We start from the raw sequence: 15626 nt of genomic DNA, 5'->3' as shown, positions 1-15626 counted from the left end.
ATGATGATCTCCTATAAACTACACGAAACACAGCCATCAACTTCTGTTCCACTTAATGCTACTTGCCGTAATCGTACATAGTAAATACTCTTTATACCCTTTTTCCAGGCATAAATTTGTGCGCGGTTAATATCACGTGTGGTAGCGGTATCAGGAAAAAATAATGTTAATGAAAGACCTTGATCAACATGCTGTGTTGCAGCAGCATAGGTATCTATAATTTTTTCAGGACCAATCTCATAAGCATCTTGGTAAAAATTCAAATTCGTATTATCCATATAAGGAGCCGGATAATAAACCCGCCCAATTTTTCCCTCTTTGCGAATTTCAATTTTTGAAGCAATTGGATGAATAGAAGAAGTAGCATGATTAATATAGGAAATAGATCCCGTAGGTGGAACTGCCTGCAAATTGCGGTTATAAAGCCCATACTCAATAACTAATTTTTTGAGTTCCTGCCAATCCTTTTGATCTGGGATAACAATATTGTTCCGTGCAAAAAGCTCTTGCACAAGCGCAAATTGTGGTTTCCATTCTTTTTCAATATATTTGTCGAAAAAACGTCCATCTGCATAAGCTGATTTTTCAAATCCTGCAAACATTTCTTGACGTTCACGTGCAATTAAATTGGAAGCACGTATTGCATGGTATGTCACAATATAAAAATAGATATTGGTAAAATCTATCGCTTCTGGAGACCCATAATAGATCTGCTCACGTGCTAGAAACCCATGCAAATTCATTTGTCCCAAACCAATCGCATGACTTTCAGCATTGCCTTTCGCAATGGAAGGCACACAGGAAATATTGCTCATATCTGAAACCGCAGTAAGAGCACGAACAGCAGATTCCACGGTCTGTCCGAAATCAGGACTTTCCATTGCTTTGGCAATATTCATGGATCCAAGATTACAGGATATATCACTTCCAATCGTGCGATAAGTTAAATCTGTCTCCAGTTCACTCGCCTCACTCACCTGCAAAATTTCTGAACATAAATTGCTCATACTTATGCGCCCAGCTATCGGATTCGATCCATTAGCAGTATCCTCAAATAAAATATAGGGATAACCCGACTCAAATTGAATTTCCGCTAATGTCTGGAAAAAAACGCGTGCACTTATTTTCTTTTTACGAATCTTTGCATTATCAACAAAAGAACGATAATGCTCCGTTAAAGAAATATCGCTAAAGGGCTTACCTGTCACACGCTCGATATCATAAGACGAGAAGAGATACATATCCTCATTATTCCGTGCAAGCTCAAAAGTAATATCAGGAATAACGACACCAAGAGAAAGCGTTTTGATTCTAACTTTTTCATCAGCATTTTCACGCTTTGTATCCAAAAACTTCATAATATCTAAATGATGGGCATGCAAATAAACAGCCCCCGCCCCCTGCCGTGCCCCAAGCTGATTGGCGTAAGAAAAAGAATCTTCTAAGAGTTTCATCACCGGTAAGACACCTGAGGACTGATTTTCTATTTGCTTAATTGGTGCCCCAGCTTCCCGCAAATTGGTTAAACAAAGCGCCACACCTCCACCACGTTTTGAAAGCTGCAAAGCCGAATTAACCGCACGACCTATCGATTCCATATTATCTTCAACACGTAGCAAAAAACACGAAACCAATTCACCACGTTGTTTTTTCCCAGCATTTAAAAATGTCGGGGTTGCCGGTTGAAAACGTCCTGTAATAATTTCATCCACAAAATTTTCAGCAAGAGCTTTATTCCCTTGTGCCAAATATAAAGCTACAAGACAGACACGATCTTCATAACGTTCAAGATAACGTTTCCCATCAAAAGTCTTTAACGTATAGCTGGTATAATACTTAAATGCGCCTAAAAAGGTAGGAAAACGAAACTTAAATGCATAAGCACGTTTAAAAAGTTTTTTTATAAAAGAAAAATCATAAAGCTCAAATAAAGCTTTTTCATAATAACCTTCTTCTATTAAGTAATCTATTTTTTCCTTCAGGTTATGAAAAAAAACTGTATTTTGATTAACATGCTGAAGGAAATACTGCCGTGCGGCAAGCCGATCCATATCAAATTGAATATGACCATTTTCATCATAAAGATTAAGCATTGCATTCAGCGCATGATAATCAGTAATCTGATCCGATTTCTGCGATTGTCCTATACCAATTGTTTCCAAAATCTTTCCAATCCCTTTTTTACATAAATAACGTCTTCATCAGTTCCACGCAGCTCAAAACGATAAAGGCAAGGTACACAACATTTTTCAGCAATGATTTTACTTGCTAAATTATAATAGCAACCAAAATTACGATTCCCACCGCCAATGACACCACGAATTAATTTTCGGTTCTCAACTTCATTAAGAAAATGGATAACGGCTTTCGGCACTGCCCCTCTTCCTTCACCATCTGCATATGTAGGAACGACCAGCACATAAGGTTTACCAACCAATGCAGAAGGCTTTCTTTTATCAATTTTGAAGAGTTGTTGACCAAGCTGCGAGACAAAATGTTCTGTATTACCCGTTGCACTCGAATAATAAACAATAAGCCCCATTAAGCACAAAGACCACTAATCATATCTGGTCTAAAACCAGACCAATGATTTTCACCACAAACAACGACAGGAACCTGACGATACCCCAGTGATTGAACAAAACTGTATGCTTGTTCATCACAAGAAATATCAACAACACGATAATGAATGCCTTTTGCATCAAAAGCGCGGCGTGTAGCATCACATTGGACACAAGATGGTTTACTATAAATAGTGATCGACATTTTCTTCAACTTTCACAATTCCAAACAATCAACCCTACAAGGTTAATCTAATAATTTTATAGGTACTCAAGAATAACAAAAAACAGAAATTGTACGCAAAACATGTGGTTATTTTCAATAGTACGCAACTTCCCGAACATAACAAAATTCCTCATCAAATAACGTCAAAGACTATGATGAGAATAAGCGATTATTCTACAACTTAAATGGCACCGCCCCCTAGTTATAAAACAATCTTTTGCTTGGCAAACAATTCCCTCCTGCTGTCTAAAAAACTTACGTTCTAAACTACCGTTTTTCAAGAGCTCTATTTGCTCTTTTACGGCAAGAATCGATTACAAAAACGAAAGGAAATCCTTCCAAAAGAGATCCTTCAGTAAAAATACTGCTATGCCCTTGGTCAATAAACTCTTTACAATAATGGAAATAACTTAGATACCAAACGAAACACACTAACACCCTCTCTTGTGCTTATTTAGAATCACCAATCATTTTGATACTATATATAGTATATACTCTCTCTCTTTCGTCAAGGTGAATTCAATTATTATTTTTAATTTTCCACGATCTTCCCACTAAAATTTTCAGTCCTCAAAACTATGTAATAATATAACATTTTATTGACAAACGTTATATTATTACATAGTTTCCAAACTAATAAGCAACGATGGTAAAGAATATGGATCTGCACTTCAATAAGACAACATTAGGCTATGGGAATAGGGTAGCAATAAAGAACTTTTCAGCAAAGTTAAAAGCTGGTTCATTGGTCGCAATAACAGGTGATAATGGCGCAGGAAAATCAACATTGCTAAAAGCCATCGCCGGATTGCTTAAGCCTCTTAAGGGAAAAATTACAAAACCAAAAAAAAGCCGCATTGCTTATCTTGCTCAGCAATGTGATATAGATAAAACATTTCCAATTGATGTAAAAACGCTTGTAAAAACAGGACTGTGGTCTTTTTGTGGATTATGGAAAAACCAGCGCCCTTATGATTCTAAAGTTCAAAATGCGCTTGAAATGGTTGGACTTACAGAACTCGCACCCCGTTCGCTTGAAACATTATCAGGTGGGCAATTACAACGTGCTCTTTTTGCACGTGTTATTGTGCAAGATGCCAATATTATTTTACTTGATGAACCTTTCAATGGTGTAGATAATAATACCCAAAAAGACCTTCTTGCACTGATCACATACTGGCAACAGCAAGGACGCACAGTTCTCACCGCACTCCATAACCCTCTCATCGTGCAAGAATTTTTCCCCCAAATGATTCAAATTGATCAACAAAACGCCTTTTATGGAGAAACAACACAGTTTTTAAACAACACCATTCATCACGTTATGCCACTTCTCACATCCAATTCTTTCCCTATTAGCGCACAAAAACAAAATCTTCCCATCAATGATCCTCTCTTTCTTAGGTTATAAGACGTGTATGCATTTTTTCTTGCCCCCTTTGTTGATTTCCAATTTATGCAAAACGCCCTTATCGGTTCTATTTTTCTGTCTATTAGCGCTTGTCCTGTTGGTGTATTTTTGATGCTCCGTGGAATGAGCTTGACAGGAGATGCTATCTCTCATGCCATTCTTCCTGGTGTTGCAACTGCTTTTCTGATTTGTGGCTTTTCCCTCATATCTATGACACTTGGTGGCATCTTCGCTGGTATTATCGTGGCTTTAGCAACCATTTTGATTTCACGAAATAGCTTTCAGAAAGAAGATGCATCCATGACTGTTTTTTATCTTATTGCACTCGCGGCAGGTGTCATTATTATCTCACTAAAAGATTCAACAATTGAGCTGCTTCATCTCTTATTCGGATCGGTTCTTGCACTTGATGCACAAGCCCTCTGGTTAATTACTACTATAATGCTGATTACACTATGCAGTCTTTATATTTTTTGGCGTGCACTCGTTTTAGAAAGCTTTGACCCCCTCTTTTTTAAATCACTCTCTCCATTGAGTAAATATATTCATATTTCATTGCTTGGACTTGTGGTGTTGAATCTGGTTGGAGGCTTTCAGTCACTAGGAACATTACTTTCCGTTGGCATTATGATGATTCCAGCTATTACAGCCCGTTTTTGGTTTTCACGGCTAGGCCCTATTTGCGCGCTTTCCACTCTTTTTGGAATCATTTCTAGCGTATGTGGTCTCCTGCTTTCTTTTCATCTTTCACTTCCCTCCGGCCCTGCTATCATCATTGCCGCAGGATTTATTTATCTTGTTTCCTGCTTAATAAGTCCACGTAGCTTTATTGTAACATGGTTTCCCCACCTCTTTTATACCTCCTCACTTTAAGGAAAAAAATGTGCCTAAGTTTGCTCAAACAATTGTTTTTCTTGGAGCTTTATTGCTTGCCCTTTCTCCATTTTCTGCTTCTGCACACAATAAAATCAAAGTTGTTGCGAGCTTTTCTATTCTTGCAGATCTCGTAAAAAATGTAGGAGATAACCATATCTCTATGACCACTTTTGTCGGTCCCAATGCGAATACCCACACTTATGAACCTACCCCCCATGATGCTCAAGCTCTTAGAAATGCTCAAATTATTTTCATCAACGGACTTCATTTAGAAGGATTCATTGATCGCCTCATTACAGCAAGCGGTACAAAAGCACTTCTTGTCGAAGTTAGCGCTAACATTCCCTCCCTTAAAATGAAAAATCAAGAACATAATGCCTCTCACCACCACAGCGTTATTGATCCACACGCTTGGCAAACAATTCCCAATGTCAAAATCTATGTAAAGAATATCGCTGCTGCTTTCTGTAAAATCGATCCACAATCCTGCCCCAACTACAAAAAAAATGCCGAAACCTACATCAAAAAACTTGAAATAGCACAAGATACCCTGAAAACAAAAATTGCTACTATTCCTAAAGATAAACGTATCATTATCACATCTCATGATGCCTTTGGCTATTTTGCCGAGGAATATGGTTTTACTATCCTTGCCCCTCAAAGTGCTTCAACAGAAGCTGAAGCAACCGCAGCCGATGTTGCTAAACTTATCAAACAAATTAAAGCGAATAAAGCAGCTGCACTATTCGTTGAAAATATCTCTAATCCCCGTCTCATAAAACAGATTGCAAAAGAAACAGGTTTAAAAATTGGTGGGACACTTTATTCTGATGCATTGTCAAACAAAAATGGCCCTGCAGCAACTTATCTCGATATGATGGAACATAATGTGAATACCATCATTGATGCCATCACAAAACATTAAGATCTTCTACAAAAGAGATAAAAAAGAGTTCATAAAATCCTAAGTCTATGATTATGTTACTAATGATACCCAATATCTATAATTGATAACATTGATATGAAATAAAGTTACTTTTAAAGAGAAATTTATACTCAATAAATGCTAAGATAGATAAAGTAAGTGAATTTATTGCCTCATGGTGCCCAGATCGTCAGCGGCATCATTCTATTTCCAACGCTTCTTTTACAATAACTCTCAACACTTGAAACGATTCATAAGAAGCATTTGGGGTCTCTTTCTTAAAGTATTTTTATCTACCCAACTCCATTTATAACATGCAAGTAAAATTAATGTATGAATAAAAAAAACTTGAAAGAAATACCTCTTATGACGAGTCCAACACAATAATTGTTGCAATGTTGGAAACTGGCAGAGAGTACGATGATGACCCAAGCTTGCATTTTATAAGCATAAAGATGGAGATACACTATGGATTTTATATTATACTACTCATAAACGACTGCGTGAGAAAATAGTTGGAACAACCTTACAAGATATTTTTAAACAAGTGCGTGAATTGGCAACCTAATAGCCTTCTGTTTAGGTGTTCTGTTTTGTATGAGAGATGCAACTCTATTCAAAGAACGTAATAAAAAATGTGTTCGGCAATGCGTAATCTCCATTATGTAAGAGACATTAGCTCAGATGTTTTTGAGAATTGCAATACTAAATTAAAAGATGATGCTAAAGATAGGAACTATTTTTTATCTTTATGCTTCCATATTCCCCTAAATTAAGCAGTCCCCTCATTGTAGAAATTACACAAGCAGATAAGTTTATTCCACTCTGATATATAAAAACTGAATATAGCACTGAACCGTCTTCATATTTGTCTCAAACATACTGCTATATAAAGTTTAGGTTGATTTATAAGCAATAAAAAAGCCCGTGCTTTATAAGAAAGCAATATCATAAAACCATTAATAGACTGGCAATATATTTAAAAAATATACCAGCTTTTATAAAATGCTTTGCAAAACAACAATATAACTGTCTTTGTCCCTGCTGATTCTTATAGGTGTTCGCACCAATCCCTTATGTCATATTCATAAAGATCTGTTTGAAGATGATCTATAGGCAATTTTAAACTCAAGAATATAGAAAAATCGATGGGATGTTACAGATGTGTTTCATCTGCTTTTATCATTAAAAGTAATGAAAATTCTAAAACAAGCGCGTCTTCTATCTCTCAGTGATTTCTTTTGCAACTGATCGGATATCCTCGCGGAGAATTGCATAGTGATTTACATGAGAAAAAATAAACTTGCAGCATGCGCACATAGGTTTCTCTCTAATCTATGTGATTGCTAGAAAAAACAAATGCTTCTTATAGGAGCTCTGAAACCATTTTATATCACATAGTCAGTGGTAAAATAGAATGTGCCTATTCTCGTAAAGGATATTTAGAACAGCGTCGTATTTTGGGGAATCAAATAGACTTCTTATGTTAGGGATTAAAGCTAAGATATGGAGCACATCTCCTCTCAACTGTGAATTATTGTTTCCCTCATTTCTCTCATTTACTTTTTATAAGTTACATAAATTATTACATCAAGAAACATATGATAATATATTGTTTTTTATGAAAAAAAATTATAAATGAGCAAAATATGGTTAATAAATGGTTATTTTATATTGATATTTTTTCATAATGAAAATGATTTTATTATGTTTGAGGTTTGAAAATAATATTCTTCTCACAGACCGTGAAAATACACATTTTGTTCATATAAATGTTTTGACATTCTCAGCGCCATGGGACAATGGATCATTACCAAAACTTTTAAAATTTTATTTTTAATCCCATCGGTTACAATCTGATTTTGTAAATGTAATCGAGAAAATCGAAACGCAACATTATCATGACGCAACATAAAAGAAAGTCGTGTCACATCAATTAATGCTTACTTATTATTTGTGCGCTTTCCAGTGTTTTTGTTAAAAGTATGAAAATTCTGATGAGCGACAGTGAAACTTAGTTTTTGCCCATAGTCGTGTGTCAAGCGTTCTTTTATTTCAATCGTAAAGATGATATTATTCCAACGCGTTAAAACATGGCAACCTGTTCCAATAGGCTTGATAAGCTCAATTTTTGTGTGAAAGACAGGTCCTTTATCTGGATGTTCGCCCAATAAGATTATTTCAGGTCTGAATGCTAAAAGATCAGTTTCTTCGCCGTAAGAAAATGAATGCCCTAAATGTTGTTCTAAGACATGGCGATCAAGAAAATTCATAGGAGGAGAACCAATAAAATCAGCAACAAATGTTGTTGCTGGAGTGTCGTAAATTTCCATTGGTGTTCCAATTTGCTCGATAGCTCCTTTATTCAAAACGACTATTCTATCAGCTAATGTCATAGCTTCTAGTTGATCATGGGTAACATAGAGGCTCGTTGTTCCTAATGAACGCTGTAGTGTTTTTATTTCAATACACATTTGCGCCCGTAATTTTGCATCAAGATTTGAAAGTGGTTCATCAAAGAGAAAAACACGGGGTTGACGTACAATCACACGCCCCATTGCAACACGCTGACGTTGTCCTCCTGATAATTGTCGTGGTTTACGATCCAGAAATGATTCTATCTCCAAAAGTTTTGCAGCATGTGCGATGCGTTTTTTAATTTCTTCTTTAGGGGTTTTACGATTTTTAAGACCATATTCTAAGTTTCCACGAACTGTCATATGGGGATAAAGAGCATAATTTTGAAAAACCATTGCAATATCACGATCAGCTGGTTCACGATCATTGATACGTTCGTTATCAATACATAATTCACCTGAGGTAACTTGTTCAAGTCCTGCTATAATACGCAATAAGGTTGATTTTCCGCATCCTGAAGGACCGACAAGAACAAGAAGTTCTTTATCAGCAACAGTTAAGTTTAAATCATCAATGACCAGAATGCCGTTGTCATACCGTTTTTTTATATTTGATAACTGGATTATGGCCATAATTACTTCTCCGTTTCAATAAGGCCTTTGATAAAAAGCCGCTGCATGAAGATAACAACAAGAACAGGAGGAACCATAGCAACAACCGATACTGCCATGAGTATATTCCATTGAGGATCATGTTGAAGAGATTCGACAACAAGCTGCTTTAAAATAATAAGGATTGTTTGATGATTTTGATCCGTTGTGATGATAAGAGGCCAGAGATATTGTATCCATCCATAAATGAACATAATGATAAATAAAGCAGCGATATTGCTTTTACTAAGAGGAAGAAGAATATCCTTAAAAAATTTAACTGGACCAGCACCATCAACACGCGCCGCCTCTAAGAGTTCATCTGGAATAGTCAAAAAAAACTGGCGAAATAAAAATGTAGCGGTTGCAGATGCAATAAGTGGAATAATCATTCCACCATAGGTGTCGACCATCCCCAATTTCGCAACAACCTCATAGGTTGGAAGAATACGAACTTCGACAGGGAGCATCAATGTAACAAAAATAAGAACAAAAGCAGTTTTTCGGAAGGGAAAACGCATGTAAACAATTGCATAAGCAGACAAAAGTGAAATAATAATTTTTCCTATACTAATCCCAAGCGCCATAATGAGTGAATTCATTAAGAGTGGCCAGAGGTTGGGCAGACCGAGTTGTGCAAGGCCATCACCAAAGATTGTTTTATAATTTTCCAAAGCATATTTCCCAGGTAAGAGAGGAAGTGTTCCTGAGTTGAATGCTGCTGAACTATGGGTTGATGCAATGATAGCAACATAAACTGGAAAGCAAATAATGATAATGCCAACAATGAGAGTAATATGGGTTAGAAATTTCAAAACAGGGCGATTTTCAACCATAATTTACTTCCTAATATTGTACACGGCGCTCAATCCAGCGAAACTGGATAAAGGTTAAGACAATAACCATCAACATCAATATTGTTGATTGTGCTGCGGATGCACCGATTATTTGATTTTTAAAGCCATCGTCATATACTTTATAGACAAGGATGCTCGTTGCACGCGCAGGACCTCCAGAAGTTGTATTATCAATAATACCAAAAGTATCAAACATAACATAATTGACATTGACAATAAGAAGGAAAAACGTCGTTGGTGAAATTTGCGGGAAGACCACAGTCCAAAATCGTTTAAAGGGACCAGCACCATCAATGGCGGCTGCTTCTATTTGAGAACGCGGAACAGACTGAAGACCTGTAAGAAAAAAGAGAAAATTGTAAGAAATTTGTTTCCAACTAGCCGCAATGACAATAAGAATCATTGCTTGAGTGCCATTAATACGATAATTCCATAGCACCCCTATTTTCTCGAGAAGAAAAGGAATAATTCCGATAGTGGGATGAAAGATAAACAGCCATAATATACCTGCCAACACTGGAGCAACAGCATAGGGCCAGAGCAAAAGCATTGTATAAGCCTTTTTTGCACGGATGACACGATCAACACAGACAGCTAAGAGAAGTGATATTGTCATTGAAGCGACAGTAACGGAGATGGAAAATACTGCGGTTGTAAGAAGCGATTGCCGATAAGTAGGATCAGAAAGAACGGTTAGATAATTTTCAAAACCAATAAAGGTTGTTGTAAAACCAAAAGGGTCTTCACGCTCAAAAGATGATTTTATTGCCTGAGCAGCAGGCCAAAAGAAAAACAAAAAAGTCACAAGAAGCTGAGGAAAAAGCAGTCCGTAAGAAAGTAGACTATTTTTAAAATATGCATGTTTTTCTTGCATTCGTAGGGCTCTTTAAATGTAGAGACTTTAAAAAGATAAACAAAAAGGACTCAACTGTTTTTGTTGAGTCTTTGAATGTTTAACAATAAAACGAAATTAATGATTAGACTTTTCAAATTCACGCAAAAGTTTATTTCCACGTTCAACGGTCTCATCTAAACCATCTTTCGGTGTTTTTGAACCACTAAGAACAGCTTCCAACTCTTGATCAAGAATGGCACGGATTTGTGGTAAATTACCAAATCTTATCCCCTTCGAATTAACTGTTGGTGGATTAAGATTAATCTGTTTGATAGCTATATCCGCACCTGGCGTTTTTTCATAGAAATGTTGTTTTTTGCTCAATTCATAAGTCGCTTTTGTGGTTGGAAGATAACCTGTTTCCTGATGCCATTTTGCTTGATTTTCTGTTTTTGAAAGAAATTTAAGAAAAGCGGCTGCCCCTGCATATTCCTTTGGGGTATGACCCTTAAATGCCCAAATAGAAGCGCCCCCAATAACTGAATTTTGGGGTGTTTCTTCTGTATCCTTATAGTACGGTAGCATACCAACCCCCACATTAAACTGAGCTTCAGAAACAATTCCAGCATGTGATCCTGAAGATTGCATAAAAATTGCACAATTTTGTGCCATAAACATTGGTGTTGAATCTAATGCACCTGCTGGACCACCATAACGGAAAATACCTTGATCAGACCACTTTTTCAGGTCAGTCCACATACGCACTTGTAAAGGTCCATTAAATGTAAGTTCTGAATCAAGTCCTTTAAAGCCATTTTCCTTCGTTCCAAAAGGAACATTATGCAATGCTGAAAAATTTTCTATACCAATCCATTGAGCGGCATAAGCCATTGTAAAACCACAAGTTGCCGCTTTAGTCTCAAGAATTTTTTTGGAAAAGTCTTCTATATCTTGCCACGTTTTAGGAGGCTGTTCTGGATCAAGCCCGGCTTTTTTAAAGATATCTTTGTTATAATAAAGGATGGGTGTTGAAATATTGAATGGCATAGAGACGATACGTCCCTGTTCATCGGAGTAATAACCACTAATAGCAGGGAAGTAATCTGTAGGATCAAATTCTTGTTTTGTATCAGCCATAAGTTGATAAAATGGGTAGATTGCACCTTTTGCAGCCATCATAGTTCCCGTACCAACGTCATAAATTTGAGCAAGCACTGGCTGTTTCTTTCCACGAAATGCTGCAATGAGTGAAATCAACCCCTCTTCATATTCGCCACGAAATGAAGGAACAACCTTATACTCAGATTGACTTGCATTAAAATCGTTAATGAGACTTTCAGTTTGCTTTCCTAATTCACCACTCATAGAATGCCAAAAGCTGATTTTTGTCTGCGCAAAACTTGCTGTTATTCCCGCTGTGGACATTATGATAGCAACCGTGGCCGCTATGGAAAGATAAAAACGACTCATGGTTCACCCTTTCTGAAGTGATGGAATACAAAATACCCCTAAATTTATAGTATTACACATGAACATGCTATGACAGTTTTATTTCAGAAATATATTCTCTCATTTAAACAGGAACCACCAAAAGGTCAAATGAATTTGTTTAAATTTATTCGTTTTCTTTTATAAGCTTTCTTATGTATTAACGAGATAAGCGTTTGTAACTATCTGAAAAAATGAAATGGCTTAAATAAGCAAAGTCACTTGGTAAACAGATATAGATCGTAAATGTCATTCAATGACTATTTTAATATCTGCATTTACTTTTTTAAAAAGAATTGTTTATTCTTTTGTTATTTGTCTTATAATTTTCGGCTTATAACTTTAACACGATGTTGCTATTGAAGCTAACGAAGAGGCAAATAGAATTTTTCTTAAAACTACGAAAATCATTTTGAAGCGCTTAATAGGCCCCTTCCCTGTAGTGAGATCACGCCCCTCACGCAAAACAGAATGACATTGTATGACCAATTTTCATGCTGTTAAAAAATCTTTCAATACATCTACATTTCATGATAGCGCCTATAAAATAAGCCATAAAGCCTCTCCACTAAAGTATATAAAACTTTTTGTATGCCATCATTTTTATACTTCATAAAAGTGCAAAATGACACCATTATATGAGCCCCTAATGCTTCAACAAGTCTTGCATTTGAAATACGTTAAATGAATATTTTTATTCTTTTCTCAATAACTTTTATCCACACACCAACCCTGCTTGTAATGTGCAAACGAATGATTTTGATTAATTCATTGGAAAAAGATCTGAAATAAGAGAATCTTACGTATTAATGTCTCTTGTTTGCATAAATAAACTATTAATTATCATTATAAATCAACGTATTATTGTTATATATTAGATAATTTTTCTTCTTTCATTACGCTAGCTTTATGAGGATATATAGTTCCTTTTGTATTGATGTATTTTTTACCTTTGTGCACGCAATTGCAATGCGAGATCAGGTTGATCTGTCGTAATGTAATGTACAGGCATATCAAGCCAATGTGATAACTGAGCTTTTCCATTAATTGTCCATACCCCTACAGTAAAACCAGCCTCAAGAGCTGATTCAATAAAGTTCCGTGAAACAATAGAGCCATCTAAACTTAGATCAGAATAACCTAATTGCTTCCATTCAGAAAAATGACGGTACATATCACCTTCAAAATTATCAACACATGGACCAGATGGTATTCCCGCTTCAATAAAAGGACGAAGGATAAAAGGATCAAAACTAATTGCAGAAACCCGTTCTGATAAATTTCGGTTTTTTATTAGCGCAAGCGCTTTTTGGGATAATATTGTTTCACGCTCCACTTCACCACATGTCTTGATTTCAAGATGCAATGCAACATTCGTTGGTGCTAAAAGATCAAGCACCTCTTCTAATAAAGGGGGGGCTTCTTGGCTTCCTTTTACGCAGAGCTGTTTGCGTGTTTCATTATCAATGTCGTGAATATACCCCTTTTTTCCAACCAATTGGTCTAGACGGAAATCGTGAAAGACAACCACTTCACCGCTTTTCAGCAAATGAACGTCACATTCAACTTCATCGACACCTAACGCTATAGCATTATTAAATGCCGAAAGGGTATTTTCAGGATAAAGATGCGCTCCACCACGGTGTGCAACAATTTTTTTCTCAGACATGCAAGATTCCACACTTCTCAATTTTAAACGATATTGACGCACAGATTGCCAGATACCGGCTTATATCATATGAAAATACACAATCATTTTTAAATGATTTTTTCTACACTTTTCGAATATCAAATACTCAGTCATATTTTATTCTTAAAAAGACTTACCCTTCATCTTTAATTATTCCCATTCAATAGTACTAGGAGGCTTTGAGGTTACATCATATACAACACGATTAATCCCTCTAACTTCGTTAATAATACGTGCTGCCGTCTTACTTAAAAACGCCATATCATAGGGATAAAAATCAGCAGTCATTCCATCTACAGATGTGACGGCGCGAAGAGCACAAACAAATTCATAAGTGCGACCATCGCCCATCACGCCAACAGTTTGAACAGGAAGAAGAACAGCAAAAGCCTGCCAAATTTCGTCATAAAGACCGGCTTTACGGATTTCCTCAAGATAGATAGCATCTGCTTCACGTAAAATTTCTAATTTTTCACGGGTCACAGTACCTGGACAACGAATTGCAAGACCGGGACCTGGAAAAGGATGGCGACCAATAAACTGCTCTGGTAATCCTAACTCTCGCCCCAGTAAGCGAACCTCATCCTTAAAGAGCTCACGCAACGGTTCTACAAGTTTCATATTCATCTTTTCTGGTAGCCCACCCACATTATGATGGCTTTTAATGGTTACCGTTTCACCAATAGCAGACACACTCTCAATAACATCTGGATAAAGTGTTCCTTGTGCTAAAAACTCTGCACCTCCTATTTTTTTAGTTTCTTCTTCAAAAACTTCAATAAAAAGACGACCTATCGTTTTGCGCTTTTTTTCTGGATCTGTCTCACCTTCTAAAGCATTAAGAAACATATCGGCAGCATTAACGTGAATAAGCTCTATATTATAATGATCACGAAAGAGCGTGAGAACTTCTTCAGCTTCATTCTTGCGCATCAGCCCATGGTCTACCAAAATGCATGTCAATTGATCTCCTATGGCTTCATGAAGGAGTACCGCTACAACAGATGAATCCACTCCCCCTGAAAGACCACAAATTACACGACTTTTCCCAACTTTTTGTCGTATCGTAGCAATTGCCTGCTCACGATAAGAAGCCATTGACCAACTACCTTTAATAGCAGAAATTTTATGAATAAAATTTTGTAAAAGTTTTGTACCATCTGGTGTATGGATAACTTCAGGATGAAACTGTACCGCATAAAAATGTCTTTTTTCATCAGCAATAGCCGCATAAGGAGCTCCTTTTGAAGTTCCTATGACACGAAAACCTTCTGGTAAAGATGCTACACGGTCACCATGGCTCATCCATACTTGATAACGAGAACCTTTTTCCCACACTCCATCAAAAAGGGCACTCTCTTCTTGCACTTCCAAAAAAGCACGCCCAAATTCACGCTCATGTCCAGCTTCAACCTTTCCTCCAAGCTGAACACACATGACTTGTTCACCATAGCAAATACCCAGAATCGGAATACCCGCCTCAAAAATTTCCATTGGAGCACGCGGAGAGCCCTCATCAATAACGGAATAAGGACTCCCTGATAAAATAATAGCTTTAGGATTTATGCGGCGCACAACTTCTAAAGCCAATTGAAAAGGAGCAATTTCACAATATACCCCCATTGCTCGTACCCGTCGTGCAATAAGTTGTGTAACTTGTGAACCAAAGTCAATAATAAGAACAGTGTCTGGATGTGATATGCTCATAGAAAACCAATCAATAATTGTAAAAGAAAACTCATGAGAGTT

At 36.7% G+C, this 15626-nt stretch carries 12 protein-coding genes and 1 pseudogene; 4 read left to right on the top strand and 9 right to left on the bottom strand.

The features are described from left to right. Positions 1 to 11 precede the first annotated feature (11 nt). Genes nrdE through nrdH form a run of 3 tightly spaced genes read right to left on the bottom strand, consistent with a single transcriptional unit; the run spans position 12 to position 2766 of the window. Complete coding sequence (gene nrdE / locus PVV60_RS01095) at positions 12 to 2162, bottom strand: class 1b ribonucleoside-diphosphate reductase subunit alpha (protein WP_273722533.1); 2151 nt, start codon at positions 2160 to 2162, stop codon at positions 12 to 14. After that, the gene (nrdI, locus tag PVV60_RS01090; RefSeq protein ID WP_273722532.1) at positions 2144 to 2542 is read right to left on the bottom strand and encodes a class Ib ribonucleoside-diphosphate reductase assembly flavoprotein NrdI; all 399 of its coding nucleotides are present in this window, start codon (positions 2540 to 2542) and stop codon (positions 2144 to 2146) included. Before nrdI ends, nrdE begins: the two co-directional genes overlap by 19 nt. Next, complete coding sequence (nrdH, locus tag PVV60_RS01085) at positions 2542 to 2766, bottom strand: glutaredoxin-like protein NrdH (RefSeq protein WP_005774163.1); 225 nt, start codon at positions 2764 to 2766, stop codon at positions 2542 to 2544. The genes nrdI and nrdH overlap by 1 nt, the downstream gene beginning before the upstream one ends. Before the next feature lie 679 nt (positions 2767 to 3445). On the opposite strand from nrdH, the gene PVV60_RS01080 reads away from it, so the two are divergent. From PVV60_RS01080 to PVV60_RS10810, 4 genes and pseudogenes are all read left to right on the top strand, one after another. Continuing rightward, positions 3446 to 4198 carry an ABC transporter ATP-binding protein gene (locus PVV60_RS01080; RefSeq protein ID WP_273722531.1) on the top strand — a complete coding sequence of 251 codons (753 nt, stop codon included), beginning with the start codon at positions 3446 to 3448 and terminating at the stop codon, positions 4196 to 4198. Between the two features lie 3 nt (positions 4199 to 4201). Further along, a complete protein-coding gene (locus PVV60_RS01075; protein WP_273722530.1) occupies positions 4202 to 5071 on the top strand; it encodes a metal ABC transporter permease in 870 nt (289 codons plus the stop codon). Positions 5072 to 5081: 10 nt separating this feature from the next. Beyond that, complete coding sequence (locus PVV60_RS01070; protein ID WP_273722529.1) at positions 5082 to 5999, top strand: metal ABC transporter solute-binding protein, Zn/Mn family; 918 nt, start codon at positions 5082 to 5084, stop codon at positions 5997 to 5999. A 1696-nt stretch (positions 6000 to 7695) separates the two neighbouring features. Then, positions 7696 to 7914: pseudogene (locus PVV60_RS10810) on the top strand (DNA-binding protein). 28 nt (positions 7915 to 7942) lie between these two features. On the opposite strand, the gene PVV60_RS01065 reads toward PVV60_RS10810, so the two are convergent. The 6 genes from PVV60_RS01065 to guaA form a co-directional block, all read right to left on the bottom strand. Further along, on the bottom strand, positions 7943 to 8989 hold the full coding sequence (locus PVV60_RS01065) for a sn-glycerol-3-phosphate import ATP-binding protein UgpC (RefSeq protein WP_273722528.1): 1047 nt from the start codon (positions 8987 to 8989) through the stop codon (positions 7943 to 7945). A 2-nt stretch (positions 8990 to 8991) separates the two neighbouring features. Continuing rightward, entirely contained in the window at positions 8992 to 9843 is an 852-nt protein-coding gene (ugpE, locus tag PVV60_RS01060) for a sn-glycerol-3-phosphate ABC transporter permease UgpE (protein WP_273722527.1), read from the bottom strand. Between the two features lie 10 nt (positions 9844 to 9853). Next, the gene (ugpA, locus tag PVV60_RS01055; RefSeq protein ID WP_273722526.1) at positions 9854 to 10738 is read right to left on the bottom strand and encodes a sn-glycerol-3-phosphate ABC transporter permease UgpA; all 885 of its coding nucleotides are present in this window, start codon (positions 10736 to 10738) and stop codon (positions 9854 to 9856) included. Between the two features lie 96 nt (positions 10739 to 10834). Next, positions 10835 to 12169 carry a sn-glycerol-3-phosphate ABC transporter substrate-binding protein UgpB gene (gene ugpB, locus PVV60_RS01050; RefSeq protein WP_273722525.1) on the bottom strand — a complete coding sequence of 445 codons (1335 nt, stop codon included), beginning with the start codon at positions 12167 to 12169 and terminating at the stop codon, positions 10835 to 10837. Positions 12170 to 13133: 964 nt separating this feature from the next. Continuing rightward, on the bottom strand, positions 13134 to 13856 hold the full coding sequence (locus PVV60_RS01045) for a glycerophosphodiester phosphodiesterase family protein (RefSeq protein WP_273722524.1): 723 nt from the start codon (positions 13854 to 13856) through the stop codon (positions 13134 to 13136). Between the two features lie 171 nt (positions 13857 to 14027). Next, the gene (gene guaA / locus PVV60_RS01040; protein WP_273722615.1) at positions 14028 to 15584 is read right to left on the bottom strand and encodes a glutamine-hydrolyzing GMP synthase; all 1557 of its coding nucleotides are present in this window, start codon (positions 15582 to 15584) and stop codon (positions 14028 to 14030) included. Positions 15585 to 15626 lie beyond the last annotated feature (42 nt).

The organism is Bartonella sp. AU18XJBT (assembly GCF_028618595.1).
In the GTDB taxonomy this organism is placed as follows: Bacteria; Pseudomonadota; Alphaproteobacteria; order Rhizobiales; family Rhizobiaceae; genus Bartonella.
Note: the sequence above shows the minus strand (reverse complement) of the source record. Positions and strands in the feature narration are given on the sequence as shown.